Annotated in this window: 24 protein-coding genes and 1 pseudogene; 18 read left to right on the top strand and 7 right to left on the bottom strand. The window is 69.1% G+C overall.

The window, feature by feature from the left end:
• Positions 1 to 18: 18 nt before the first annotated feature.
• Positions 19 to 543: a hypothetical protein gene (locus ABZZ74_RS06595; protein WP_356762204.1), complete on the top strand. Its 525-nt coding sequence runs from the start codon at positions 19 to 21 to the stop codon at positions 541 to 543.
• A 46-nt stretch (positions 544 to 589) separates the two neighbouring features.
• Here ABZZ74_RS06595 and ABZZ74_RS06590 read toward each other — a convergent pair whose 3' ends face one another.
• Complete coding sequence (locus ABZZ74_RS06590; RefSeq protein ID WP_356762203.1) at positions 590 to 961, bottom strand: DUF192 domain-containing protein; 372 nt, start codon at positions 959 to 961, stop codon at positions 590 to 592.
• A gap of 313 nt (positions 962 to 1274) precedes the next feature.
• Here ABZZ74_RS06590 and ABZZ74_RS06585 point away from each other — a divergent pair, with 313 nt between their 5' ends.
• The 10 genes and pseudogenes from ABZZ74_RS06585 to ABZZ74_RS06540 all read left to right on the top strand — a co-directional run bounded on the left by ABZZ74_RS06585 (position 1275) and on the right by ABZZ74_RS06540 (position 9087).
• The gene (locus ABZZ74_RS06585; protein WP_356762202.1) at positions 1275 to 1931 is read left to right on the top strand and encodes a hypothetical protein; all 657 of its coding nucleotides are present in this window, start codon (positions 1275 to 1277) and stop codon (positions 1929 to 1931) included.
• Between the two features lie 188 nt (positions 1932 to 2119).
• Positions 2120 to 2979, top strand: a pseudogene (locus tag ABZZ74_RS06580) (hypothetical protein).
• A 23-nt stretch (positions 2980 to 3002) separates the two neighbouring features.
• Entirely contained in the window at positions 3003 to 3302 is a 300-nt protein-coding gene (locus ABZZ74_RS06575; protein WP_356762201.1) for a hypothetical protein, read from the top strand.
• 4 nt (positions 3303 to 3306) lie between these two features.
• Positions 3307 to 4641: a putative T7SS-secreted protein gene (locus ABZZ74_RS06570; RefSeq protein WP_356762200.1), complete on the top strand. Its 1335-nt coding sequence runs from the start codon at positions 3307 to 3309 to the stop codon at positions 4639 to 4641.
• A 191-nt stretch (positions 4642 to 4832) separates the two neighbouring features.
• Positions 4833 to 5216, top strand: coding sequence for a hypothetical protein (locus ABZZ74_RS06565; protein ID WP_356762199.1), 384 nt, complete (start codon positions 4833 to 4835; stop codon positions 5214 to 5216).
• Between the two features lie 100 nt (positions 5217 to 5316).
• The gene (locus ABZZ74_RS06560; RefSeq protein WP_356762198.1) at positions 5317 to 5865 is read left to right on the top strand and encodes a hypothetical protein; all 549 of its coding nucleotides are present in this window, start codon (positions 5317 to 5319) and stop codon (positions 5863 to 5865) included.
• A complete protein-coding gene (locus ABZZ74_RS06555) occupies positions 5862 to 6503 on the top strand; it encodes a hypothetical protein (protein WP_356762197.1) in 642 nt (213 codons plus the stop codon). The genes ABZZ74_RS06560 and ABZZ74_RS06555 overlap by 4 nt, the downstream gene beginning before the upstream one ends.
• Before the next feature lie 49 nt (positions 6504 to 6552).
• Complete coding sequence (locus tag ABZZ74_RS06550; protein ID WP_356762196.1) at positions 6553 to 7446, top strand: LLM class flavin-dependent oxidoreductase; 894 nt, start codon at positions 6553 to 6555, stop codon at positions 7444 to 7446.
• Between the two features lie 55 nt (positions 7447 to 7501).
• Positions 7502 to 8080 (top strand): nucleoside deaminase, encoded by a 579-nt coding sequence (locus ABZZ74_RS06545; RefSeq protein WP_356762303.1) that lies wholly within the window; start codon positions 7502 to 7504, stop codon positions 8078 to 8080.
• A gap of 206 nt (positions 8081 to 8286) precedes the next feature.
• A complete protein-coding gene (locus tag ABZZ74_RS06540; RefSeq protein ID WP_356762195.1) occupies positions 8287 to 9087 on the top strand; it encodes a class I SAM-dependent methyltransferase in 801 nt (266 codons plus the stop codon).
• Positions 9088 to 9135: 48 nt separating this feature from the next.
• Here ABZZ74_RS06540 and ABZZ74_RS06535 read toward each other — a convergent pair whose 3' ends face one another.
• Positions 9136 to 10290, bottom strand: a complete 1155-nt coding sequence (locus ABZZ74_RS06535; protein WP_356762194.1) for a winged helix DNA-binding domain-containing protein — start codon at positions 10288 to 10290, stop codon at positions 9136 to 9138.
• A 747-nt stretch (positions 10291 to 11037) separates the two neighbouring features.
• Between ABZZ74_RS06535 and ABZZ74_RS06530 the strand changes: the two genes are divergently transcribed.
• The 7 genes from ABZZ74_RS06530 (at position 11038) to ABZZ74_RS06500 (ending at position 18197) form a co-directional block, all read left to right on the top strand.
• The gene (locus ABZZ74_RS06530) at positions 11038 to 11811 is read left to right on the top strand and encodes an isoprenyl transferase (protein WP_356762193.1); all 774 of its coding nucleotides are present in this window, start codon (positions 11038 to 11040) and stop codon (positions 11809 to 11811) included.
• Positions 11812 to 12127: 316 nt separating this feature from the next.
• Positions 12128 to 13453 (top strand): PhoH family protein, encoded by a 1326-nt coding sequence (locus tag ABZZ74_RS06525; protein ID WP_356762192.1) that lies wholly within the window; start codon positions 12128 to 12130, stop codon positions 13451 to 13453.
• A gap of 402 nt (positions 13454 to 13855) precedes the next feature.
• A complete protein-coding gene (locus ABZZ74_RS06520) occupies positions 13856 to 14539 on the top strand; it encodes a transglycosylase SLT domain-containing protein (RefSeq protein ID WP_356762191.1) in 684 nt (227 codons plus the stop codon).
• 146 nt (positions 14540 to 14685) lie between these two features.
• Entirely contained in the window at positions 14686 to 16116 is a 1431-nt protein-coding gene (locus ABZZ74_RS06515; RefSeq protein ID WP_356762190.1) for an AI-2E family transporter, read from the top strand.
• A 403-nt stretch (positions 16117 to 16519) separates the two neighbouring features.
• On the top strand, positions 16520 to 17344 hold the full coding sequence (locus ABZZ74_RS06510; protein ID WP_356762189.1) for a MarR family transcriptional regulator: 825 nt from the start codon (positions 16520 to 16522) through the stop codon (positions 17342 to 17344).
• Positions 17345 to 17377: 33 nt separating this feature from the next.
• Positions 17378 to 17764 (top strand): roadblock/LC7 domain-containing protein, encoded by a 387-nt coding sequence (locus tag ABZZ74_RS06505; protein WP_207929805.1) that lies wholly within the window; start codon positions 17378 to 17380, stop codon positions 17762 to 17764.
• Positions 17765 to 17768: 4 nt separating this feature from the next.
• Entirely contained in the window at positions 17769 to 18197 is a 429-nt protein-coding gene (locus ABZZ74_RS06500; protein WP_356762188.1) for a hypothetical protein, read from the top strand.
• A gap of 54 nt (positions 18198 to 18251) precedes the next feature.
• Here the strand turns inward: ABZZ74_RS06500 and ABZZ74_RS06495 are convergent, their stop codons facing one another.
• The 5 genes from ABZZ74_RS06495 to ABZZ74_RS06475 all read right to left on the bottom strand — a co-directional run bounded on the left by ABZZ74_RS06495 (position 18252) and on the right by ABZZ74_RS06475 (position 23036).
• Positions 18252 to 20573: an ABC transporter permease gene (locus ABZZ74_RS06495; RefSeq protein ID WP_356762187.1), complete on the bottom strand. Its 2322-nt coding sequence runs from the start codon at positions 20571 to 20573 to the stop codon at positions 18252 to 18254.
• Complete coding sequence (locus tag ABZZ74_RS06490; protein WP_356762186.1) at positions 20570 to 21256, bottom strand: ABC transporter ATP-binding protein; 687 nt, start codon at positions 21254 to 21256, stop codon at positions 20570 to 20572. The genes ABZZ74_RS06495 and ABZZ74_RS06490 overlap by 4 nt, the downstream gene beginning before the upstream one ends.
• Entirely contained in the window at positions 21253 to 21777 is a 525-nt protein-coding gene (locus tag ABZZ74_RS06485; protein WP_356762185.1) for a PadR family transcriptional regulator, read from the bottom strand. Before ABZZ74_RS06485 ends, ABZZ74_RS06490 begins: the two co-directional genes overlap by 4 nt.
• Before the next feature lie 105 nt (positions 21778 to 21882).
• Positions 21883 to 22122 (bottom strand): hypothetical protein, encoded by a 240-nt coding sequence (locus tag ABZZ74_RS06480; protein WP_356762184.1) that lies wholly within the window; start codon positions 22120 to 22122, stop codon positions 21883 to 21885.
• Positions 22119 to 23036 carry an SPFH domain-containing protein gene (locus ABZZ74_RS06475; protein WP_356762183.1) on the bottom strand — a complete coding sequence of 306 codons (918 nt, stop codon included), beginning with the start codon at positions 23034 to 23036 and terminating at the stop codon, positions 22119 to 22121. The genes ABZZ74_RS06480 and ABZZ74_RS06475 overlap by 4 nt, the downstream gene beginning before the upstream one ends.
• Positions 23037 to 23304: the final 268 nt, after the last annotated feature.

The following is a 23304-nucleotide window of genomic DNA, read 5'->3' as shown; positions in this document are numbered from 1 at the left end:
CGAGTGACAGGAGCAGCGGTGCCCTCTTCGAGTACGACTCCCTGGAGCGGAGTCGAGGAGATCCTGCGGCGGCGGTACGTGACGGATGTCCTGGTCCCTGGACGGATCGACCGCGAGGAGCGGATCACGCGGTTCGCTCCGCAGCCGCTCGTTGTGTTCGTCGTGCTCGACGTGGGAGCCCTGCGCCTGGAATCGGTCGGAGGAAACGGCCAATTGGCGGTTCGAGTCGTGGAGTCGGTGTCCCTGGACGGTCTCGAGCTCTTCGCTGCGATCGAGGAGGAGGGCGACGAACTCGCCCTGGCCTCCCACGGCGAGCAACTCTTCGGCGACAGCTGGGACCGCTTGCGCTGCACCACGGTCCACCCCTTCACGGACACGGCGTCGAAGCCCGACGAGGGCGTCATCAAATGCCTCGCCATCGAACTCGAGTCCCGTTACTGGCTCTTCTTCGACCCGACCTGGCCCTTCGGCATCAGGATCGGAAATGCTGAGGACATGCGCCGCTGGGAACGGGAGTACGGCGACCGCGACCGAAGCCGTTGAAACAGCGAGTCGACCACCGATGTCCAGCGCGCCCTGACGAAGCGAGTCAGAGCGCGACCACATCCACTCGAACCCCGGCTGTGATCCCCCATCCCGCCATGGCCCCCGCCTCCGCCTCCAGCACATGCCGTGCCCGGACCCGCGGCAGCCCCAGCCGCCCTGGCTTCATCGTCCGTACGGCGATGACATTGAGGCGGCGGTCGAGATAGGCCACGTCGATGGGGATGCGCATACGAAAGGTGTGGATGCTGTTGGCCGGCGACAGCAGGAGAACGCCGTCAACGGAGTCCCGTCCCAACAACCCTTTGGTGCGAGCCCGATAGGAGGTGGCGATCTCCAACGCGATGGCTTCCCTACCGGGTTGACCATCCCCATACACGATCAACTGTCCCCACCCATCCTGCCAACGCCGCGCCATATCCAGGAGCCTCCCAGCCCGCGTATCGCCCTGCCCGCCCACTCGGCGAACTGACCGTATGAGCAGGGCAGTAGGACTCGCATGGGCCCAGAGACCCATGCTGCGTCGAGGATGGAGAACAGACAGCATGTCATGCTCACGAGTTTCTCTGCGATTCGAAACTATTGTGGTGTCAACTGGCCGCCCAAGGCATCCGTCCGCTTGATTCGCCCAGTTGGGACCTCGTGTCGGACGAAAACCCGGATGGTATCCCCCAGGCTCTGTCGATAGCGTTGGCAACTCATGCAAACCCTCGCCTCGCCGGGAGTCCTCTGTGAACCGCCGTCCCACCTTGTTCGCAGCCGTAGCGCTGGCCGCTGCAGCGGTCGTGTCGATGTCCGCCTGCGGGAGTGGAAGTGACGGCTCGAAGGGCAATGACAAGATCGCGGGGGCGGATGTAGGTGACGAGAAGACCGCGTCGCCCAGCGCCAGCTCGTCGGACTCGGCTGAACGCCCGGAGATCAAGCTTCCGCCGGACCTGAAGCTGACCTTCACACCGGAGGAGACCGGCGACTCCGTCAAGGACGCGATCCTTCATGACAATGCGGAGTTCCTGCGCGCGCTGGATGCGGCGATTGCCGCCCAGAATCCGCGACTTCCCGCCCTGGAGTTCTACACGGAAGGCGAAGGTGCAGCTGCTGCCCAGAAGTGGGTCCAGCAGTTCAAGAACGCGGGCTGGACAGTGACGGGCACCGTTCGGTTCTTCAACCGTACCGTCAGGGTGAAGTCCAAGACCATCGCCGCGATCGGCTACTGCGGCGACGAGAGCAAGGGCTACAGCAGAGTCATCAAGACTGGCGAGCTCAAGGGAACGAAGGTGACCAAGGACAGCTACGTCGCCTACGGCGCTCAAGTGGCCATGAACAAGCAGGGGGTCTGGCAACTCGTGAAGATCACGTCGACTCGCGGCGCCGTGGGCTGCCAGCCGTGATCAAAGCACTTCGACTCGCCGTGGTCACCGTCGCCGCGGCAACAACCTGCTTGTGCTTGGCGCCCAGCGCCCTCCCCGCGCAGGATCCCCCCGGCGGGGGGCTTGGTGGAGGGTCGGATTCGAGTTGGGACGCCAACGCATCGGCCGGGGTCGACGGCAACAAGGTCTCCTCGACCGTCTCCGCAGGGATCGTCTTCGACACATCGAAGAACGGCAGCGGTGAATCTACCGGAGCTGTCACGTCGACCACTGGTGGACTCCGCCCGCCTGCTACTACGCGCCGAAGTACGCGCCCAAGGAACTCGAGTCGCAGATGCGGCAGGTATGGGAGAGCAGCGCGCCCAGCCCCGAGTGGTCCCTGAAGACCCGGAACTACTTCGTCAACGGCATGCCGTACAAGGACTTCAACAAGGACAAGGCGGGCAAGGGCTACTGGTGGGACGCGTACGTAACCGAGGGGCGTGAGAACGCCCCGGCCTCTCAGGACTGCGACAAGTTGCCGTTCTGGGTCGACAAGGGCGACGCTCCGCCGGCTGATTACCCGCAGGCGATCACGTCCGAGATGCTCGCCCAACTCGCTTACGGCGAGATCCGCGTCCCGTCGACCAAGGTTGACCTCGCCCCGGAGGGCACCACGAAGCTGAACCTGCCGACTTGGGCGTGGCTGGACACGGCGAAGTTCAAGCCGGTGTCCGTCACAGCGTCCGTTCCTCTGCTCGGCTTGAGCGCGACCACCGCCGCCGAGCCGGCCTCGCTGAAGATCACTCCGGGTACGGACGACGCGGTCACCTACCCCGCCTTCGGCGAGTGTGCGATCCGCGACGGGAGGATCGGTGAGTCCTACGCCAAGGGCAAGACCGAAAGGACCCCGCCTTGCGGGGTGAAGTGCGTGCGCTCCTCCGGCGACGGCTCGTTCAAGCTGCAGGCGACCGTTACCTGGCTGATCCACTGGACGAGCACGACGGGCCAGGGCGGCGAACTCCCGAACGGCACGTTCGGCGCCGACCAGGACGTCGTGGTTCAGGAGATCCAGGCCGTCAACCGCTGACGGGTCAAACACGTGGAGCGAGTATGTCGAAGGGATCGGACCTCCAGGTCGACTACGACCTGCTGTCCACGAGCGCGAAGCAACTCGCGCAGATCCGCCGGGAGTTCAAGGAGCTGGACCACTGGAACCAGGACGTCAGGTCTCTGCTGGGTGACAGCCGTGTGCAGAGCGCGATGGGTGACTTCGTGGACAACTGGGACAAGAACCGCAAGCGGTTGGTCGAGGAGATCGAGGAGGTCGGGAAGATGGTCAAAACGACCAGTGACGCCTTCAAGGACCTCGACTACGACCTGGCCAACGCCACCAAGGGCAAGAAGGAGTAGTGCCATGGACGCGCGCGAACTGACGGCACTACACCGGGGGGCAACTATGGCGCGGCCGGCTGACTGGGCGCCGCTCGCAGAGGCCGATCCCGTTCCGGGCGACCCGGAAGGGATCCGGCGCGAGGTCACGCACATGAAGAAGGTGGCCGAGAAGCTGCGCACGCAGGCTGCCGCCATGCAGGCGATCGCGGACTGCGACGGGCTGAAGGGCAAGTACGCGGACGAGCTTGGCGACAAGGCGCGTGGCCTGGGGCGCAGATTGGACCTCGCCGAAGACCGGTACCGCAAGGTGAAGGGACACCTCGGCGGCTGGGCGGATGACATGGAGCACGCCCAGAAAAGGGCGGATCGTGCCCTGGACGACGCGAAGGACGCCCAGCGGATCCTCGACGCCCACAAGCCCCACGACGGAGCCAAGAAGAGCCCCGACAAGCCCGACAAGGGCGCGCCGTCCGCGGATCCGGCCGTCACGCGGGCGAAGGAAGACCTGGAGACGGCCCGTCGGAAGCTGAACTCGGCGGTGAACTTTTACGGCGATCGCGCGGACCACTACGCGGGCAGGATCCGGTCGTCGATCGACGACGACATGGAGGACAGCTGGTGGAACGTCCTCGAGGCGTGGGTGGCGGACGCAGATTGGTTGGGTGAATGGGCCGACAGGTTGAGCTGGCTCGCGACAGCGTTGTCCATTGTCGCGGTGTTCTTTCCTGCGGTGGGTGGTCTTGTCGTCGTCCTCACCGCGATCGTTGCCGGGGTGCATCTACTCATGGCTCTGACCGGCAACGGCTCCTGGCTGGACGTCGCCATGGACATCGGTGCGTTCAAACTGGCGCGGGACGGCGTCAAAGCAGCAAAAGCCGTGAAGGTGTTGCAGCAGGAATCCCGGGCCATTTCGGAGGGCCTCGCAAAAGAGGAGGCCAAGCGGACCGCCACCTGCGCGAGTGCCTCCCGCCGAGCGGCTGTCGGCGGCAGGGCGGCCAGACTCCACAGGCTCGCGGACGGAAACAAGGCGCGTGCTGCGGCGCGGGAAGTACGGGAGGCTCCGCTACCCGAGGCGACAACGGCCGGCACCGCCAGTGCGATGGGAGACAAGCTGATGAAACAGCGCATTGATGACATCCGCCGAGCCCGAGATGCCTTTCCAGGTAACGCGAGGTTGCAGAAGAACGTCACCGAAGCCGGGCGGCAACTCACCATCCAACGTGCCTCATGGGGAGTCGGAACCGGACTGGACCTCGGTGACAAGTCCTCGGACCAGTGGGACCCCCTGATCGGGGGAACGTACGGGCGGACCAAGGGTGACTTGACCACCTCAGTTGCCGGGGCGTCACAGTGGTGAGACGCCGCCCTGCGATGCGGGAACCGTCGAGCCCGGAGGCGGCCCGCGCACGGAAGGTGCGGCAGGCCCGGGGGCGCGTACGTTCTCCCGGTTCGCAGAGTCCCCGGATCGCGCCGTCCCTTTTGCGTCGTGGCAAGGCAATGCAGGGTGCGGCCGTTCAGAATCGGGAGCGGGAGGGCGGGAAACCGCAGGTGACCGAGGCAGAACGTGCGGTCATGAGGCGAGGAGAGAGACTGCGATGGCTGATCTTCGTCACGGGAATCCTTGCTCTGCTTCGCCTGTTCGTAAGTGACGGATTTCGCGGCTCGCTGGATCTGCTGCCACTGCCCACGTGGGAGTGGGATCTGGCTGCGTTCACGCCCCTGCTGGCGCTCCTCCTGCTGTGGGACGACCACAGACGCGAGCGGGTCACCCTATTGTCCGGAGAAATTCAGTGGATGAGTGGCTTCTACCTGTTCTATGCGATTCCCGCCGTGCTCACGGGGCACTGGCAACTCTGGCCCGCGGTTGCCTTCGGCATCGCTGTCTTCGGCGGTAACTGGTACCCGAAGAGGCGGGCGCTGGACCGTGGTTGAGCCGACATCACCCCCCACCGGCTACCAGCTTCTCCTGCCTTCCGACTGGGTCCAGGTCCCCCTGAGGAAAGGAGAGACGGAGGACGCCGTACGCTCCGTCGTGGCCTCCGCCTTCGCCCGCGTACCGGCCGACATTCCGCGTGACAAGCTGACGCCCCTCCGGGTGGAACTGGAGCGGCGGCTGCGAGCGGCCGTGGCCGAGGCACGGAAAGCCAATGCGCTGGAGCTGTATCTCCCCATGCGGCTTGCGGGCGATGTGAATCTCGGTGCGTCGATCATCATTTCCGAGGCGCTGCTCCCCGCACGCGCCCGCTCCGACGGCGCAGCCGACAAAGCGTCCGCCCCTGCGGAGATCGCCTTGCAACTGCTCTCCGGAGACACGGCCGCCAACATGGACGTGAGCAGTGGTGAGGTCGACGGTGCTCTGGCCTTGCGCCGGGAACGTGTTGCGCCTGCGGTCGCCGACCGAGGAGCCGAGATGGCCAGTCGGCGGGTCGACTACTTCGTGTCCGTTCCCGGCGATCCCGGCCGCTGGTTCGTGGCTGCCTTCTCGACCGTCGGGGCCGGAGACCCGCGGGACGATCTCGCCGACGCCCTGGTCGAGTGGTTCGACGCGTTGATGACGACCTTCCGGTGGAGCTGGACATGACTGAGCCCCGGGTTGAGCTGGAGCACGAGTTCAGCCTCGACATCGGATACGACCCGAACCGATGGCTGGAGCTCCCTCCACGCTGGGACACCACCGAGTGGCCGGATATCAGCGTCTGGGCGCGGCACTGTGCCCAGCTGTTCTGGCGGGCGTACCGACTGGACCCCGGCCAGTCGGGCATCCCCTTCCTCGCGGACACGCTGAGACGCTTCGCGGAAGCCTTCGCCCCGGAGCCTTTCGACACCCGGGTGCTGCTCCGCGTGTGGGAACCGACGAGCATGCCACTCCAGCTCTTCACCATGGTCAAGCCAGCACAAGGCGACCGCCAGGAAACCCTGCGGTTCCTTGTCGGAGCGGACGACCCGGACGTCGTCGAACCACCGGTCGTCGAGCCCTTCCGCACGGAACTTCTCGGTGAAGGGCTACGGTCGTTTCGCTACCTCCGCCAGGACGACGCCCCTGAGGTGATCGCCGTGGTTCGCTACGCCTGGCGCGACGAAGAAGCGGGCGCCGATGTCGTGCTGTGGACAGCCACGGACGACACCGCGCAGGTCATCCGGGCTGCTCCCGACATCGAGGAACTGGCTCACACGGTGAGCGTGGCAGTGTTGGATTTCGAACCGGGCGACGAGGAATAGCGGGACTCGACCTGTTGTCCGGGGCCGGGCTCCCGGGTAGGAACGCCCCATGACCGGACTTGGCGCTGTGTTCCGTCCCCAGCTTCCCCCCGAGCGGCTTCGGAGTGTTGCTCGTGTTGCGGATGAGTGTGGGCTGGAGCAGTTGTGGTTGTGGGAGGACTGTTTCAGGGAGGGTGGGATCTCTTCCGCCGCTGCCGCCCTCGCCTGGACCGAGCGGGTGCGGATCGGGGTCGGGCTGCTGCCCGTCCCGTTGCGGAACGTCGCCGTCACCGCCATGGAGGCCGCCGCGCTGCACCGTATGTTCCCCGGCCGGGCCATCCTCGGCGTCGGTCACGGCGTGCAGGACTGGATGGGTCAGGTCGGCGCGCGGGTGGAGTCGCCGGTGACGTTGCTGCGCGAGCACCTCGTCGCGTTGCGTGCCCTGTTGCGCGGGGAGCGGCTGACGTCCAGCGGGCGGTACGTCCGTCTCGACGACGTCGCTCTCGACTGGCCGCCCGCCGAACCCGTACCCGTCCTCGCCGGCGCCACCGGGCCCCGTACGCTGCGGCTGACCGGCGAGGCCGCCGACGGCACCATCCTGACCGCCTCCACCACCGCGGACGGGGTACGACGGGCGCGGCAACTCATCGACGAGGGACTGGAGTCGAGCAGCCGCATCGACGCCGGCGCAGGCGACGACGCACCGCACGAAGTCGTCGTCTTCCTCCTCGCCGCCACCGGCGTCGACGCCGCCGCCCGTCTGCGCGCCGCACTCGTCGACGAGGGTGTCGAGAACGTCCCCGACCTCGGCGTCGCCGGAGACGCCGGCGCCGTCGCCAAGGCCGTTCAACGGCTGGCGGAGGCCGGCGCCGACACGGTGATCCTCCAACCGACCGGGGACGAGCCCGACCCGGAGGGATTCGTACGGTTCGCGGCTACGGAGGTAAGGCCGCTCGTCCCATGACCGACAAGGCCGACAAGGCCGACAAGGCCGGCGGGGCGGCCAACACCACCAGCCCATCCCCCCAGCCTGGCACCTCCCCTTCGAGCTCGCCTGGGAAGCTCTCCAGGCCGGGAGTCGGCCCGTCGGTGCCGTCGTCGTGGACCGTGGTGGGCGGGTCGTCGCCGTCGGGCGCAACCGTAGTCAGGAGTCCGTCGCCCCGCCCGGACAGCTCGCCGGCACCAACATCGCCCATGCCGAGATCAACGCCCTGGCCCAGTTGCCGGCCCGTGGTGACACCGACGGACACCGGCTCTACACCACCCTCGAGCCCTGCCTCCTGTGCAGCAGTGCGCTTATCCACAGTCCCATCCGCCATGTGGTGTATGCCGCTCCCGACCCGGTCTGGCGTGGTATCGAGCACGTCCCGGGCGTGGGTGGGCTCATCGCCGATCGGTGGGCGCGGCGGGAGGGGCCGGTCGAAGGACCGCTCGCCGTGTTCGGCGCCCTGCTCATGCAGATGTGGGAGGTGCTGCACAACGGGGGTGGTGTCGAGGGCGACGCGGGACGCACGGTCCGCCGCTGCCTCGCCGTCGACGGGCTCCTCGACGCGCCGACAGTGCACAGGGCGTACACCCTCCTGCGACCGCACCTGTGAGAGGAGGCGGTCCGACCCAACGAAAAGCTCCGACCGAACGAAAAGCTCCGACCCAACGAAAAGCTCCGGCCCGCCGCAAAGCTCCTGCCCCCGCAAAGCTCCTGCCCCCGCAAAGCTCCGGCCCCCCAAAAGGCTCCGCCCCCGAAAAACTCCAGCCCCCGAAAAACCAGCAGCGCCGATCAGCAACTCCTTGCCAGGATCGACCCATGGCCCCTCAACACCGAACCAGTGAACCTCGCACTTTCGACGACCTCCTCGCCGAAGGCGTCGCCGTGCCCACCGACGGATGGGACTTCTCCTGGTTCGAGGGGCGGGCCACCGAGCAGCGGCCCTCGTGGGGCTACGCCGTCTCGCTCGCCGAACGTCTCGCGCGGGCCTCCGCCGCACTGGACATCCAGACCGGGGGAGGGGAGGTCCTGGACTTCGCCCTCGGGCGGGCCCCGAAGACCCCCGTGCTCACCGTCGCCACCGAGGGCTGGCCGCCCAACGTCGCCAAGGCCACCGAGCTGCTGCGCCCTCGCGGAACCGCTGTCGTCGCCGCCCACGAGGACGCGCCGCTGCCCTTCGCGGACGGTGTCTTCGACCTCGTCAGCAGCCGGCACCCCGTCACCCCGCACTGGACGGAGATCGCCCGGGTCCTGCAGCCCGGTGGCACGTACTTCGCCCAGCACGTCGGCCCACGCAGCGTCTTCGAGCTCGTGCAGTACTTCCTCGGCCCCCAGCCGGAGGCCTCCCTCAGCGACCGTCACCCCGACCGCGAACGCGCCGGCGCCGAGGCCGCCGGCCTGGAGATCGTCGACCTGCGTGCCGAGCGGCTGCGGATCGAGTTCCACGACATCGCGGCCGTCGTCCACTTCCTGCGCAAGGTCATCTGGATGGTCCCGGGCTTCACCGCCGAGGCCTACGAGCCCCAACTCCGCGCCCTGCACGAGCGGATCGAGTCCGAGGGCCCCTTCGTCGCCCACAGCACCCGACACCTCGTCGAGGCCCGCAAGCCCCTCCGCTGACCCACGCGGGGCCATGTACCAACCAAAGGGGGCAACGGTCAGCAACACCTACGCGTGCGGCCCCACCCCCACCTTCCCCACCACCAACTCCGCCGCGGTTCCCAGCACTTCGCCCAGCCGGTTCACCTGCTCGCCCAACTCCCGCTCATCCCGCGCCGAGAGCTGCCCGAGCGGCTCCACCGTCACCGTCGTACGGCGGCCCCGGCGCCGCTGGTGCCAGACGCCCGCCACCACGCCGTCGACCAGCAGCACGGGGTAGTTGCCGGCCTGCCCGCCCGCCAGGGCCCTCCGGTAGGCGTCCCCCGGGAACAGTGACTCCCGGGGTTGCGCGGCGATGCCGTACGCGTCGAAGTAGGGCAGCAGCCGGACCCCGCGCACCCGCTCCTCGGGGAACTCCGTGTCGCCGGCCGCGATCCACCAGTCCCCGGCGCCCTCGAAGACGACCTCCTCGATCGCGCCCGCCTCGGCGAGCCTGCCGAACAGTTCTGTGGCCCAACCCGGCTTCGCCGCCAGCCACTTCGCGAAGGTCCGCGGGGTCGCCGGGCCGTACGCGCGCAGGTAGCGTCGCACCAGCTCACCCAGCGCCTCGTCCGCCGGGAGCGGGGTGAAGCGGGGCGGGCGGGTGTACGTGGCCCTGCGGCCGCGGTCGGGGGCGAAGCACAGTGCGCCGGACTGGCCCGCCCGGTGCATCACCTGGCGCCAGCGCGGCCAGAGGTCCTGGAAGGCGGGCATCACCCGGTCGCCGGCCCAGGAACCGGTGCGGGCGACGACCTCCTCGCCCAGTTCGTCCAGGGTCAGACACGCCCCGTCGAGCGAGTCGGCGATCGCGGCGAGGATCTGCTCCGCCTGTTCCTCGCTCACCCGCACGTGCGGCGCGGGCGGACTCGCCGCCGAGCGCACGGCGGGCAACGCCGAGCTCCACAGGGGGAGCTCGGCGGCCGACAGCAGATGGACGGTGCCCCGCGGGCCGTACGTCTTCACGAGCGCGCGCTCCTCCCACAGCGCGCCGCGCACCTCGTCCCGTGCCACCCCCGTCGCCCTCACCCCCACCGACAGCTCGGCGGCGGACAGCACCTGCGCATGCGCGCCGAGCATCGCGGCGACGATGTCGGCGACCGGAGTGCCCCGCTCGGCAGGGTTGGCCAGGAACTGCCGCTCCAGTCGTCGTGCGCTCGCCTCGTTCCAGCTGATCCTCAGGGTCATGGGGCGACCGTACGGGCGCATTAGGACGGTTTCTGTCCTAGACCTGCCATGAGCCCGAGATCCCTCCTGGATCGCGGTTTCCGCATTGTTATGACCGCGAGTGGCATTCAGCCCCACGTGTCACGTAAGTTCAGACCAAGGTAATTCGCGTGAGCAAAGCTGCGCGGGCGGCACCGCGCAGTGGAGGGGGCTGCGCGGTGCCGTTTTCCCGGTGACGCGACCCGCTCCGGCGTCAAGCGGACGTTCGCGGCCCGGGTCACCCACCCGGGCGATGCCGACACCGTTCAGCCAAACGCCGCACACCCTTCCGCTTTCCTTCACATCCCCGCGTTTTCCCTGGGAAACCGCAGTGATCCGGCCATGAAACCCCTCCGGAACCCCCTCGCGACGACCACCCGGGCGTCGCCGTTCGATTCCGGAGAGTAGTTGTGGCACGCCGATGCACGCAGCATCACTTACGAAGGGTTATGGTGGAAACCCCCCCTCGGGCCGGTCCGTCTCCCCCCCACGGACCGGCCCGTTTTTTGTGCGCTCACCCACCCGGTTTCGTGCCCGCACCCACCCGATTTCGTGCACACACCGACCCCGGGTTTTCGCGCCCACACGGGGTACTCCCCAAGAGGGCTCCCGCCGTCGGCACCAGCAGCCCGCCAACAGGCCGCCGAGCCCTCAAATAGGCGCCTGCTACAACCACCGGTAGGCTGCGGGCCGCGGGGACCGCATCGGTACGGAGGGGCTGACGATCACGTGAACCTGCGCGACAAGCTGCGCGGCCTGTTGGTCAGGCTGTACGCACGCCGGGTGGAAGGCCACCTGGACCACGCTCAGGTGCCCAAGCACATCGGCGTCATCATGGACGGCAACCGCCGCTGGGCGAAGGCGGCCGGCTCCACGACCGTGCACGGTCACCGCGCCGGCGCGGAGAAGATCGAGGAGTTCCTCGGCTGGTGCACGGAGACGGACGTCGAGGTCGTCACCCTCTGGCTGCTGTCGACGGACAACTTCGACCGTCCGCAGGAGGAGCTCGGCCCGCTGCTCGGGATCATCGAGGACGTCGTACGGACGCTCGCGGCGGACGGCCGCTGGCGGGTGCACCACGTCGGCACCCTCGACCTGCTGCCGCCCCGGATGCAGACCACCCTGAAGGAGGCCGAGGAGGCCACCGCCGGTGTCGACGGGATACTCGTCAACGTCGCCATCGGCTACGGCGGCCGCCAGGAGATCGCCGACGCGGTGCGCTCCATGCTCCTGGACGCCCACGACAAGGGCACCGCGATGGAGGACCTGGCCGAGGCCGTCGACGTCGACATGATCGGCCGCCACCTCTACACCGGCGCCCAGCCCGATCCCGACCTGGTCATCCGCACCAGCGGCGAGCAGCGACTGTCCGGTTTCATGCTGTGGCAGACCGCTCACTCGGAGTACTACTTCTGCGAGGTCTTCTGGCCGGCCTTCCGCAAGGTCGACTTCCTGCGCGCATTGCGTGACTACGCGGCGCGACACAGGCGTTACGGCGGCTGACGTACGGATCGGGGCGTCTACCCCTTTTGGGGTGGAAGTAACAATGAGTTCACCGGAGCGCCGTCATTCGTGTCGGCATGGTGACGCATGTTCGAGGGCATAAGCCAGTCAGGTCGACACCCGAACCACGGGTGTCGGATCTCAGCGGACGGCACGGGGCCGTCCGCCCGGGAGGCCCTTTGCACCAGCCCGACCGTGCGGTTCCAGCGCGGAAGACAAGGCGGAGGGCCGGTTCTCGGCCCGTGCATCGCGGCCGTCGACCGGTCCAGCTCCACTCCGTCGCTCCCCGACCTCATCCGAGGGGGTACGTCCTTCCGTGGTGACCAGCACAAAGCGCCACAAGCCAGACCGGCGCACCTATGTTCTCGACACCAGTGTCCTGCTGTCGGACCCCAACGCACTGAACCGCTTCGACGAGCACGAGGTCGTGCTCCCCATCGTCGTGGTGACGGAACTGGAGGCCAAGAGGCACCATCCCGAACTCGGCTACTTCGCCCGGCAGGCCCTGCGCCTGCTCGACGACTTCCGGGTCCGGCACGGCCGCCTCGACGCCCCCATCCCGATCGGGGACCTCGGCGGGACCGTGCGTGTCGAGCTCAATCACTCGGACCCCAACGTGCTGCCGAGCGGCTACCGCCTGGGGGACAACGACTCCCGCATCCTCGCGGTCGCCCGCAACCTGCAGGCCGAGGGGTACGACGTCACCGTCGTGTCGAAGGACCTCCCGCTCAGGATCAAGGCCTCGTCCGTCGGTCTCCTCGCCGAGGAGTATCGCGCGGAGCTCGCGATCACCGGTTCCTCCGGCTGGACCGGGATGTCCGAGCTGACCCTGCCCGCCGAGCAGGTGGACGTCCTCTTCGAGGAGGGGCACGTCTATGTCCCCGAGGTGTCCGACCTGCCCGTGCACACCGGTCTGACCATCCACTCCGAGCGCGGCAAGGCGCTCGGCCGGGTCACGGCGGAGGGCAACGTCCGCCTGGTGCGCGGCGACCGGGAGGCGTTCGGCATCAAGGGCCGCAGCGCCGAGCAGCGGATCGCGCTCGACCTGCTGCTCGACCCGGACGTCGGGATCGTCTCGATGGGCGGCCGGGCCGGCACCGGCAAGTCGGCGCTCGCGCTGTGCGCGGGTCTGGAGGCGGTCCTGGAGCGCCGCCAGCACCAGAAGGTGATGGTCTTCCGTCCGCTGTACGCGGTGGGCGGGCAGGAGCTGGGCTACCTGCCGGGCTCCGAGGCCGAGAAGATGAGCCCCTGGGCGCAGGCGGTCTTCGACACGCTGTCCGCGGTCACCAGCCGCGAGGTCATCGAGGAGGTCACCGCGCGCGGGATGCTCGAGGTCCTGCCGCTCACCCACATCCGCGGCCGTTCGCTGCACGATGCATTCGTGATCGTGGACGAGGCGCAGTCGCTGGAACGGAACGTCCTGCTGACCGTTCTCTCCCGGATCGGCGCCAACTCACGCGTGGTTCTCACCCATGACGTGGCACAGCGGGACAATCTGCGCGTAGGCCGTTACGACGGTGTCGTCGCCGTCGTGGAGAAGCTGAAGGGGCACCCGCTCTTCGCCCATGTGACCCTGACGAGGTCCGAGAGGTCCCAGATCGCGGCTCTCGTGACCGAAATGCTGGAAGACGGGCAAATCTGACCGATCGCGCACCAGTTGGCGCCGTCCCGCAAAGGCTGTGAGCCTAGTGGGGCGGCGCTTTCACGTGTGGCGGTTTCGCGAAATCCCCAGGGCCAAACCGGATGTGAGCTTTCACACGCAACTCTGAATTGCCACCCGGCGTCCGCGTACGGCAGAGTCTCACTCCTGTCAGGCCCCGCATACGACACAGCTGTACCCCCAGCGGTACGGCGCCACAGAAGCACCACCCATCAACTCCATACCGGTCGTCGTATGCCGCCCGAGCACCACGCGGCGCTCCCCGCACGGGAGTTGCCCACCGGGCCCGTGCCTCCCGTGACCCCGCAGTTGGGAGGCCAGCGTCTAGGGGCACGATTGCGTCCGCCAGGGTCACCGAAGCGGGCGATGCTGGAAGGAAACCGTGTGAGCCGGATTTCGGTCCGGGGATTCGCAGTGGCCTCGGCCACCGCGGTCACCGCCGTCGGAAGTGTCGTGGGCGTTGCCTCGGGCAGCGTCGCGCAGAACAACGACGCCGAGGCGACGGCAGCCGACACCACGCTGCTCGCGGACATACCCGCGGGGCAGCAGGCCCAGGTGCAGACCGCGTCCCTGACGCAGCAGGCCGACGCCCAGGCCATCCAGGCGGACGCGAGCGCCAAGAAGGACGCCGAGGCGGCCGCCCGCAAGGCCGCCGCCGACACCGCCGTGGCCAAGAAGGCCGCTGCCGAGAAGGCGGCGAAGGAGGCCAAGGAGCGCGCCCAGGCCAAGTCCGCGGCGAGCCGTAGCAGCTCCTCCTTCCCGGTCCAGAGCTCGTACAGCATCGCCGAGATCCAGTCGATGGCCCGGCAGATGGTGCCGTCCGGCCAGTTCCAGTGCTTCAGCTACATCGTGGACCACGAGTCCAGCTGGAACTACCACGCGGTCAACGCCTCCTCCGGCGCCTACGGTCTCTTCCAGGCCCTGCCCGCCTCGAAGTACTCCTCGGCGGGCTCCGACTGGCAGACCAACCCGGCCACGCAGATCAAGTGGGGCCTGAACTACATGAACAGCCGCTACGGCAGCCCGTGCGCGGCGCAGTCCTTCTGGGAAGCCAACCACTGGTACTGAGCCGCCGGGGCCCCGCCCCGCTCTCAACCTTCGACAGCCCCTCCCCGTCCTAGGGGGAGGGGCTGTCGCCCTGTACGGTCGGACGCGAACGACTCCAGGGGGGAGTGGTGGCCAGCACCCGGGTACGCGGGGGAAGAGGACGGATCATGTCGCGAGTGCCAGGGTGGCTCGGTCGGCTCGGCGCCGGTCTCACCGAGGTGAGCGAGCGGCTGGACGAGCGCCGCGCCGAGGTGGAGCGGGAGGAGGCCGAGATCGGCCCCCCGCCCCGCAGGTCCGCCCGGGCCGCCCGCACCGAGAAACAGCCCGCGCGGGCTGGTGACCGCGTCGAGCACGTCGACCACGTCATCGAGGTCCACCCCGCCCCTGCCCCCGCCCGTCCCGACCCTGCCCAGGCCGTGCCATGGGGTGTCCGGGTGGCCGCCGAGGCCGGCTGGCGGCTGCTGGTGCTCGCGGGCACCGTCTGGGTGCTGATGCGGGTCATCAGCGCCGTACAGCTCGTCGTCTTCGCCTTCGTCATCGCGCTGCTCATCACGGCGCTGCTGCAGCCGACGGTGGCCCGCCTGAAGCAGCACGGCGTCCCGCGCGGGCCCGCCACCGCCCTCACCGCGATCTTCGGCTTCGTCATCCTGGGGCTGCTGGGCTGGTTCGTGACCTGGCAGGTCATGGAGAACATCGACAACCTCTCCGACCAGATCCAGAACGGCATCGACGATCTGCGCAACTGGCTGCTGAAGAGCCCCTTCCACGTCACCGACAAGCAGATCAACCAGATCGCCAAGAACCTGCGGGAGGCGGTCGGCGCCAACACCGACCAGATCACCTCCTTCGGGCTGGAGGGCGTCCAGGTCGTCGTCGAGGCGCTCACCGGCATCCTGCTGACGTTCTTCTCGACGCTGTTCCTGCTCTACGACGGCCGGCGCATCTGGGAGTGGTCCCTGAAGCTGGTCCCCGCGGCGGCCCGGCCCGCCGTGGCCGGCGCCGGCCCGCGCGCCTGGCGGACGCTGACCGCCTACGTCCGCGGCACGGTCCTGGTGGCCCTCATCGACGCCATCTTCATCGGCATCGGCATCTACTTCCTCGACGTCCCCATGGCCGTACCGCTGGCCGTGTTCATCTTCCTGTTCTCCTTCATCCCGCTCGTCGGCGCGGTGGCCTCCGGCGCGCTCGCGGTGGTCGTCGCGCTGGTCACCCAGGGCGTGTTCACCGCGGTGATGACGCTGGTCGTGGTCCTCGCGGTCCAGCAGATCGAGGGCCACATCCTGCAGCCCTTCATCCTTGGCCGCGCGGTCCGCGTCCACCCCCTCGCGGTGGTCCTCACGGTCGCCGCGGGCGGCATGGTGGCGGGCATCGGCGGCGCGGTGGTCGCCGTACCACTGGTGGCGGTGACGAACACGGTGGTGGGGTACCTGCGCGCGTACGACGCGGAGCGCCAGGCGGCCGCCGGTACTGACGCCGCCGAACCCGCCGATGCCGGGCCAGTGATCGAGGACGCTGCGGTTCGGACCGAGGGGGAGCCGGTGGGGGCGGCCCCGGGTTCCGTGGCGGACGACGCAGGGGAATCCGCCCGGGAGGAGTGAGCGGGGAGTGAGCGGAGCCGCGCCCGTCCGGGCCGGACGAGGTGCTCCCGCCGCCTGCGTCAAGAACCGCTGGTGCGCCGCTGCTCCCGCCGTCCTGCGTCAGGAACCCCCTGCGTCGCCGTTCCCGTCAGGCCCCGCCCGGGTGCCGACCGGCCTGTCCGCCGACACCGGAGAGGTCGTTCGGCAGGCTTCTGAGGCGCCGTGACCGGCGTTCGAAACACCCCCGGCGTTCGATCAAATGCGCGCCGAACAAAGCTATTTGCGCGGCCCCCGGGCTCAACTTCCGCCATCCGGGGACAGGTCGGAAATCTCCGGCCGGAATATGCGCGCGGACTGATACACATTCCCCCCTCAGCGCTACGCGTCAGGCGTATGTGCGACCAGCGGCAGGGCGAGGGGCGTGATGTCGGGCTACGAGCTGCTGGCGCGGTCCCTGGCCGCATGCGGGCGTGAGGGGCTCACGGGGGAGCTCCGGGTGGCCGGGACACCGGGCGGGGTGTTCCATCTGCGGGGCGGTCTCGTCGTCTCCGTCGAGTCGCCGGGGGCACCCGGCGCCGAGGCGCTGCTGCTGCGTTCGGGGCGGGTGAGCGGGGAGCAGTGGGCCGCGCTGGTGCGGGAGGCCGGGGGAGCGCGCTGGCCGGGCACGGGGCTGATCGCGCACGGGTTCGCCGGGGCCGCCCAGCTCAGGGTGGTGTGCACGATGGCCCTGCGGGACGCCGCGTTCGCGATCGTCGCGGGCCGGGTGGAGGACTGTGAGCACGCCGCTCCCGGCCTGGAACCGCCCGCTCCGGTCGCCGTCGGCGAGCCGCCCTCCCGGCTGCTGCAGGACGCCTCCCGCAAACTCGCCGCGCTCGCCGCTATGCCCCACCCCGTCCACCCGGACCGCGAACGCCCCCGGCCCGTCGGGGAGTTGGACGGCCCGTTCAGTGAGCTGCGGTGGGACCTGCTCACCCATGCCGATGGCCGCCGTACCTCCCGCGACCTCGCCTTCCGCACCGGTCGCGGGGTCTACACCGTCACCGTCGAGGTGGCCCGCATGCTCGCCGAGGGGCTTCTGGAGTGCGCGTCGGCGCCCGCGCCGATCCCGGTCCACACACCCCCCGAGGGCCTGCGGCACCGCACACCGCCGCCGCCGAGCCCGCCCCCGCCCGAGCAGCCCTCGCCCGTCGACCTGCCACGCCGCCGCCCGGGCGGCTTCTTCCGCCTCAGGAACACCAGCCCCAGATGAACGAATGCCCAGCAGTAAAAGGGAGTTGATTACATGGATCACGAAGCCCTGGCGCACGAGATGCGCGGCCTGCGGGAGCAGGTGACCGGCATCACCGATACCGCGGTCGCGGCGTCCGACGGGCTGCTCATCGCGGCCGACACCGCCGACTCGATCGACCCGGAGGGACTCGCCGCGCTCGCCGCGGCCGGCCTCGGCCTCGCCCGGCGCACCGCCCAGGCGACCGCCCGGGGCACCCTGCGCCGGACGGTGACGTACGGCAGCCACGGCTGTGCCGCCTTCTACGCCGTCGGCGACACGGCCCTGATGGTCGTCCTCGGCGACGAGGGACTGGACGTCGACCGGCTGCACCGGGCGACCCAGCCGGCGCTCGACCGGATCGGTTCGATCCTGATGAACAAGACGGCTGAAGGAGTCTGAAGGGATGGCGACGAAGCGTATGACCCCCGGTTTCTCCGACCAGGTGATGGGCCTGGTCAAATCACTCCGTACGGACGCGCCCGACTGTGTGGCCTCGGGCGTCGTCGACATGTCGACCGGCATGCTGCTGTCGTACGAGACGGTCGACAACCACCCGCCGGAGGTCCTGGACCTGCTCGCAGGCGCCACCCTCGACCTGTTCCAGGGACGCACGGTGGTGATGATCGAGGACGTCTTCAAGGAACGACGCGGGATGCCGAGCGAGAACCACTTCTTCCAGGAGATCCTCGTCAACAGCGAGAACCTCACCCACCTGTTCGTGCGGATGAACGAGCAGCAGGACGTCGTCGCGGTCGTGGTCTGCCGCAAGTCGGTCAACGTGGGGATGCTGTTCGCGCAGGTACGACGGGTGGTGCAGAGCTACAGCCTGTGAACGGGCCGGGCCCCTCCCCGTCGCAGGGGGAGGGGCCCGGCGGCCGGGAGGCGTCTACTCGGTGCGCAGGCCGTCCGGGCGCATCAGCCGCAGCAGCGGCGGCAGACTGAGCACGGTCACCGCGAGGACCACGGCGGCGCCGATGCCCGTCATGGACAGCACGCTCGCCCAGTCCACGGTCACCGTCTCGCCGGTCATCCGCAGCAGCACCGCGCCCAGGGTCAGCCCGACCACCGAGGCCAGCACCAGCCCCAGCGAGACCGGGATGGCCGTCTGCCAGAGCACGGACAGGCTCAGCGTGCGGCGGCGGGTGCCGAAGGCGACCAGCGACGACAGCAGCTTCTTGCGCTCCCGCAACTGCTCCAGCTGGGAGACCAGCAGACTCGCGCCGATCAGCATCAGGACGCAGGTCGCGCCGACGAACAGGCCGGTGCGGATGGAGCGGAACTGCAGATCCACCTTGCCGGCCGTCAGGGTGTACACATCGGCCAGCGGATCGAGCCGCGCGGCGGTGTTGCGTGCGTACTCGCGGGCGTCCGGCACCGAGGAGTCCACCGCGACGAACGCCTCCTGGCTCAGCTCGGCCACCGCGGCCCGGGGCAGTGCGGCCGACGTGAACAGCAGCCCGCCGCGCGCGTAACCGGTCGGGTCCTCGCGCATCCCGGCCGTCTTGATCCCGGCGGGCGTCTTCACCGACACGTGACTGGCGTCGGAGTAGCCCTCGAACCAGAGGGTGGTGCCCGGCTTGGCGAACTTCGCGGCGTCGTCGTACTCGCGGCCGGCGATCCGGAAGACATCACCCTCGCGGCAGGACGTCAGTCGTGCCACCTCGCGCAGTTCGGCACAGCTGCCGACGGCCACCTCGGTCGAGTTCTGCGGGTCCTTCGCCCGGTCGCCCACCGAGCCCGTGGCCAGGGCCAGCGCACTGCGCACGCCCTTGGTGTCGGCGAGCCGAGCGCGTAGCCGCTCCGGCGCGACATCGCGCTGGAAGTTGATCTGGAGCTGCGCACGGCGCAGATCGTCGGAGGTCGACTTGACGTAGTCGTGCTGCACCCCCGAGAACAGCATCTGAAGCGCGATCGCCCCGGCCACCGCGACCGCGATGCCGTTGACCATGCGGGCTGCCGAACCGCTGCTCAACTGCAGTCTGCGGACGGCCAGTTGCCAGGACACGGACCCGGCGTCGAGCCGGTTCACCACGGCCTCCACGACCCACGGCAGCAGCGCGGTGACGCCGATCAGCAGCAGTACGGTGCCGCTGATCACCATCCACTCGTTGAAGTCCCCGTTGCGGTTGCCCTGTCCGACCATCGGGTACAGCAGGGCGAGTCCGCCCAGCGGCAGCAGCAGCCGCCACCACAGCCTCCGGCGCGGCGGCTTCGCCGTACGGACCACACCGAGCGGTTCGATGACGACTCCGCGCAGCGCGAACAGCGTCACCAGCACGGCCGCGGCCGGCACGGCGACGGCGACCAGCGCGACGAGCGCGGGCGAGGGATTGAGGTCGCTCGGGAACACGCTGATGTCCCGAACCACGAGCACCCCCGCCGACTGCCGTCCGGCCAGGAAGAAGACACTGCCCAGCACGAGACCGAGCAGCGCCCCCGCGAGCGCCTCGCCTCCCGCGACCCGGCGCGCCATCCGCCCGTCCGCCCCGACCAACCGCAGCGCCGCGAGCCTGCGGTCGCGCCGCTCGCCGCCGAAGCGTACGGCGGCCGCGATGAACACCCCGACCGGCAGCAGCAGCACCACGAAGATGATCATGATGAGCAGCAGCAGGATCGGGTCGAGCTGCTCCGGCTGACGGTGGGCCGAGGGACCGAAGTAGTCGATCCGCTCGACGGAGCCACTGGCGAGATGGTTCTCCAGCCCGGTCGCGCCCGCGTAGTAGGCGAGTTCGGCGGGCCCGATGATCCCGGAGTGTCCGATCGTCCCGACCACCCGGTAGGGCAGGCGGTCCCGCAGAAGCCTGCCGGAATCGGACTTCAGCAGCTTCTCCAGCGCGGGCGAGACGACCATCTCACCCTTCGCCGGGAACTTGGCGACTCCCGGCGGCAGCGGGGCCCGCGTCCCCTCCGGTTCCAGCAGCCGCCCCCGTACGTCGTTGCTGCGGAACGTCGTTTCGGCCTTGCCGATGATCAGCGTGTCGTCCGCCTTCGGGAGCACCTTCCCGCTGTACGTGAAGTCGTCCCGGTCGGTGCCCCGCTGGTTCCGCGCGGACAGCGCGCTCGGTATCGCCGTGGTCAGCAGCAGCAACGCCACACCGAGACCGACGCCGACGGCCGTCAGCACGGCCCGCGTCCACCCCTCTCGGCCGCCCGCGAAGGCGAACCGCACCCCCATGGCCAGATCCCCGGCCCACCCCCGCAGTGTCATACGACCCGCTCCATGTCCCGGGACTTGCCGTCCCGTACGACGATCTCGCGGTCCGAGTAGGCGGCCACCCGCGCCTCGTGCGTGACGAGCACGACGGCCGCGTTGGTGGACCGGGCGGCATCCGTCAGCAGGTCCATCACGCGCTCGCCGTTGAGCGAGTCGAGTGCGCCGGTCGGTTCGTCGGCGAACAGCACGCGCGGGCTGGTGACGAGCGCCCGCGCGACGGCGACCCGCTGCCCCTGACCGCCGGAGACCTCGCCGGGCCGCTTCTTGCGCAGATCGTCGACCTCGAGGCGCTCCATCCAGGTCAGCGCGGTCCGCTCGGCCTCCTTGCGGGAGGTGCCGTTCAGCCTGAGGGGCAGGGCGACGTTCTCGACGCAGGTCAGTTCCGGCACCAACTGCCCGAACTGGAAGACGAACCCGAACTCCGAGCGCCGCAGCGCACTGCGCTCGGCGTCGCTCATGGTCGCCATCTCGCGCCCGTTGTAGATGATCGAACCCGAGTCGGGCGGCACGATCCCGGCGAGGCAGTGCAGCAGCGTCGACTTTCCGGACCCGGAGGGGCCCATCACGGCGACGACCTCGCCCGGGTGGATGGAGAACTCGGCGCCGTCGAGGGCGACCGTCGGACCGTACGCCTTGTGCAGGTCGTCGGCGATCAGCAGGGAACCGGCAGGAGTCACTTGGCCACCACCTCGGCGAGTTTGTCGAGACGCGCCGTGGTGAGCTCCAGCCACCGCAGGTCGGCCTCGAGATGGAAGAGGGCGTGGTCGCAGATGAGCTGGTCGGCGAGGTCGCCCTTCCTCTTCCGATCCGTCAGGATGCGCATCATCCGCAAGTGCTCGGCACGCTGGGTGTCGAGGATGTCGGCCGCGTTGCGGTGTGTCAGCAGCGCGAGGACGACCTTGGTGTAGAGCGTCGACTGCAGGTACGGCTCGGGGGCCTCCGGCGTCGCGAGCCACCGCTCGACGTCGGTGATCCCGGCATCGGTGATGGCGTACCGCTTGCGCTCGGGCCCGCCGCCCGCCTCGATGCCGTCGACCTCGACGAGGCCGTTCTTCAGCAGCCGGGACATCGTCGAGTAGACCTGGCCGTAGTGCAGCGGCCGGTCGTGACCGAACTTCTCGTCGAAGGCCCGCTTCAGGTCGTAACCGTGACGCGGCCCGGACTCAAGGAGCCCCAGAAGGGTGTGACCAATGGACATGGCGAGGACTGTACACGGCGTGTATACGCATCATGTATACGCACTGTGTGTAGATCATGGCGGGGCGTGGGGCCCCGCAGGTGAGGGCCGAATGTCACAAGTCCGTCACTGGGGTGGCGCGGGTGGCCGGCCCCTTCTGGGGAGGGGCCCCGCGTCCCCGGGGAGGCGCCCCGCCTCCTTCAGTGCCCTGCGCAGCAGGAACTCGATCTGGGCGTTGGCGGAGCGCAGCTCGTCGCCGGCCCAGCGGGCGAGCGCCTCGTAGACGGCCGGGTCCAGCCGCAGCAGCACCTGCTTGCGCTGCTGCGGCCGGCGCCCGGGTGTGGCGCTCTCGGTGGGTTCCGTCACTGGTAGAGGGTCCCGGTGTTGAGTACGGGCTGCGGCGCGCGGTCCCCGCACAGCACCACCAGCAGGTTGGACACCATCGCCGCCTTGCGCTCCTCGTCCAGTTCCACGATGTCGCGCTCGGAGATCCGGGCGAGCGCCGCCTCGACCATCCCGACCGCTCCGTCCACGATCTGACGGCGGGCCGCCACGACGGCTCCCGCCTGCTGCCGCTGGAGCATCGCCGAGGCGATCTCGGGAGCGTACGCGAGATGCGTGAAACGGGACTCGATGATCTGCACACCGGCCGCCTCCACGCGCGCGTGCAGTTCGAGGGCGAGCTTCTCGGTGATCTCCTCGGCGTTGCCGCGCAGCGACAGCCCGCCCTCCTCGTGCGCGTCGTAGGGGTACTCGATGGCGATGTGCCGTACGGCCGCCTCGGTCTGCGTGGCGACGAACTCCAGGTAGTTGTCGACCTCGAACGTCGCCTGCGCGGTGTCCCGCACCTTCCAGACCACCACGGCGGCCAGTTCGATCGGATTGCCGTACGCGTCGTTCACCTTCAGCACCGCGGTCTCGTGGTTGCGTACACGGGTGGAAATCTTCGTGCGCGAAGTGAACGGGTTCACCCAGCGCAGCCCGTCCTGCCGGATCGTCCCCCGGTAGCGCCCGAAGAGCTGCACCACCCGCGCCTCGCCCGGTGCCACCGTGTTCAGGCCACGCAGGGAGATGAGCGCGGCGATGAGGACGAAGACGCCGCCGACCGCGAAGCCGGGGTTTACGGAGGCGGCCACGAACAGTGCGGCGGCGATCAGCAGTCCGACCAGCCCGAGCAGCAGCGCGAGCGCCCCGCCGATGCTGTGTGCGGTGACCTCCCGCACCCGCGGCGCGGGCATCTCCGGTATGTCGGCGGTGGGTGTGGAGTCCTGTGCGGACATAGGTGGTCCCCCGTTCTCGTACGTCTCTCACGATCTGATTGGCCGAATTCTTACCTAGCTCGGTTCTAGCTAAGTGATATCACTTTACCCCCGCAGAGCAACCCTGAACCGCTCTGATCCGTCGGTTCCTTTGGGACGGGTGCTGATTGTCACGCCCGCAAAAGGCCGGATCGACGGACCTTTGCCCTATCTCCTGGTGTTAGCTTTCTGAGCTGACCTGAGCGGCGAACCTGTGTGACTCGTGAGCACACATGAACGAAGCGGAGCG

The sequence above is a fragment of the Streptomyces sp. NPDC006476 genome (genome assembly GCF_040612015.1).
Lineage (GTDB): Bacteria > Actinomycetota > Actinomycetes > Streptomycetales > Streptomycetaceae > Streptomyces > Streptomyces griseorubiginosus_B.
This window is presented reverse-complemented; position numbering and strand designations above follow the sequence as displayed.

Excerpts from the sequence above, each read along its gene's own strand:
- ABZZ74_RS06590 (WP_356762203.1), bottom strand. The coding sequence starts at position 961 with ATGGCGCGGCGTTGGCAGGATGGGTGGGGACAGTTGATCGTGTATGGG.
- ABZZ74_RS06575 (WP_356762201.1), top strand. The coding sequence starts at position 3,003 with ATGTCGAAGGGATCGGACCTCCAGGTCGACTACGACCTGCTGTCCACG.
- ABZZ74_RS06570 (WP_356762200.1), top strand. The coding sequence starts at position 3,307 with ATGGACGCGCGCGAACTGACGGCACTACACCGGGGGGCAACTATGGCG.
- ABZZ74_RS06555 (WP_356762197.1), top strand. The coding sequence starts at position 5,862 with ATGACTGAGCCCCGGGTTGAGCTGGAGCACGAGTTCAGCCTCGACATC.
- ABZZ74_RS06550 (WP_356762196.1), top strand. The coding sequence starts at position 6,553 with ATGACCGGACTTGGCGCTGTGTTCCGTCCCCAGCTTCCCCCCGAGCGG.
- ABZZ74_RS06540 (WP_356762195.1), top strand. The coding sequence starts at position 8,287 with ATGGCCCCTCAACACCGAACCAGTGAACCTCGCACTTTCGACGACCTC.
- ABZZ74_RS06535 (WP_356762194.1), bottom strand. The coding sequence starts at position 10,290 with ATGACCCTGAGGATCAGCTGGAACGAGGCGAGCGCACGACGACTGGAG.
- ABZZ74_RS06515 (WP_356762190.1), top strand. The coding sequence starts at position 14,686 with ATGTCGCGAGTGCCAGGGTGGCTCGGTCGGCTCGGCGCCGGTCTCACC.
- ABZZ74_RS06510 (WP_356762189.1), top strand. The coding sequence starts at position 16,520 with ATGTCGGGCTACGAGCTGCTGGCGCGGTCCCTGGCCGCATGCGGGCGT.
- ABZZ74_RS06505 (WP_207929805.1), top strand. The coding sequence starts at position 17,378 with ATGGATCACGAAGCCCTGGCGCACGAGATGCGCGGCCTGCGGGAGCAG.
- ABZZ74_RS06500 (WP_356762188.1), top strand. The coding sequence starts at position 17,769 with ATGGCGACGAAGCGTATGACCCCCGGTTTCTCCGACCAGGTGATGGGC.
- ABZZ74_RS06495 (WP_356762187.1), bottom strand. The coding sequence starts at position 20,573 with ATGACACTGCGGGGGTGGGCCGGGGATCTGGCCATGGGGGTGCGGTTC.
- ABZZ74_RS06485 (WP_356762185.1), bottom strand. The coding sequence starts at position 21,777 with ATGTCCATTGGTCACACCCTTCTGGGGCTCCTTGAGTCCGGGCCGCGT.
- ABZZ74_RS06475 (WP_356762183.1), bottom strand. The coding sequence starts at position 23,036 with ATGTCCGCACAGGACTCCACACCCACCGCCGACATACCGGAGATGCCC.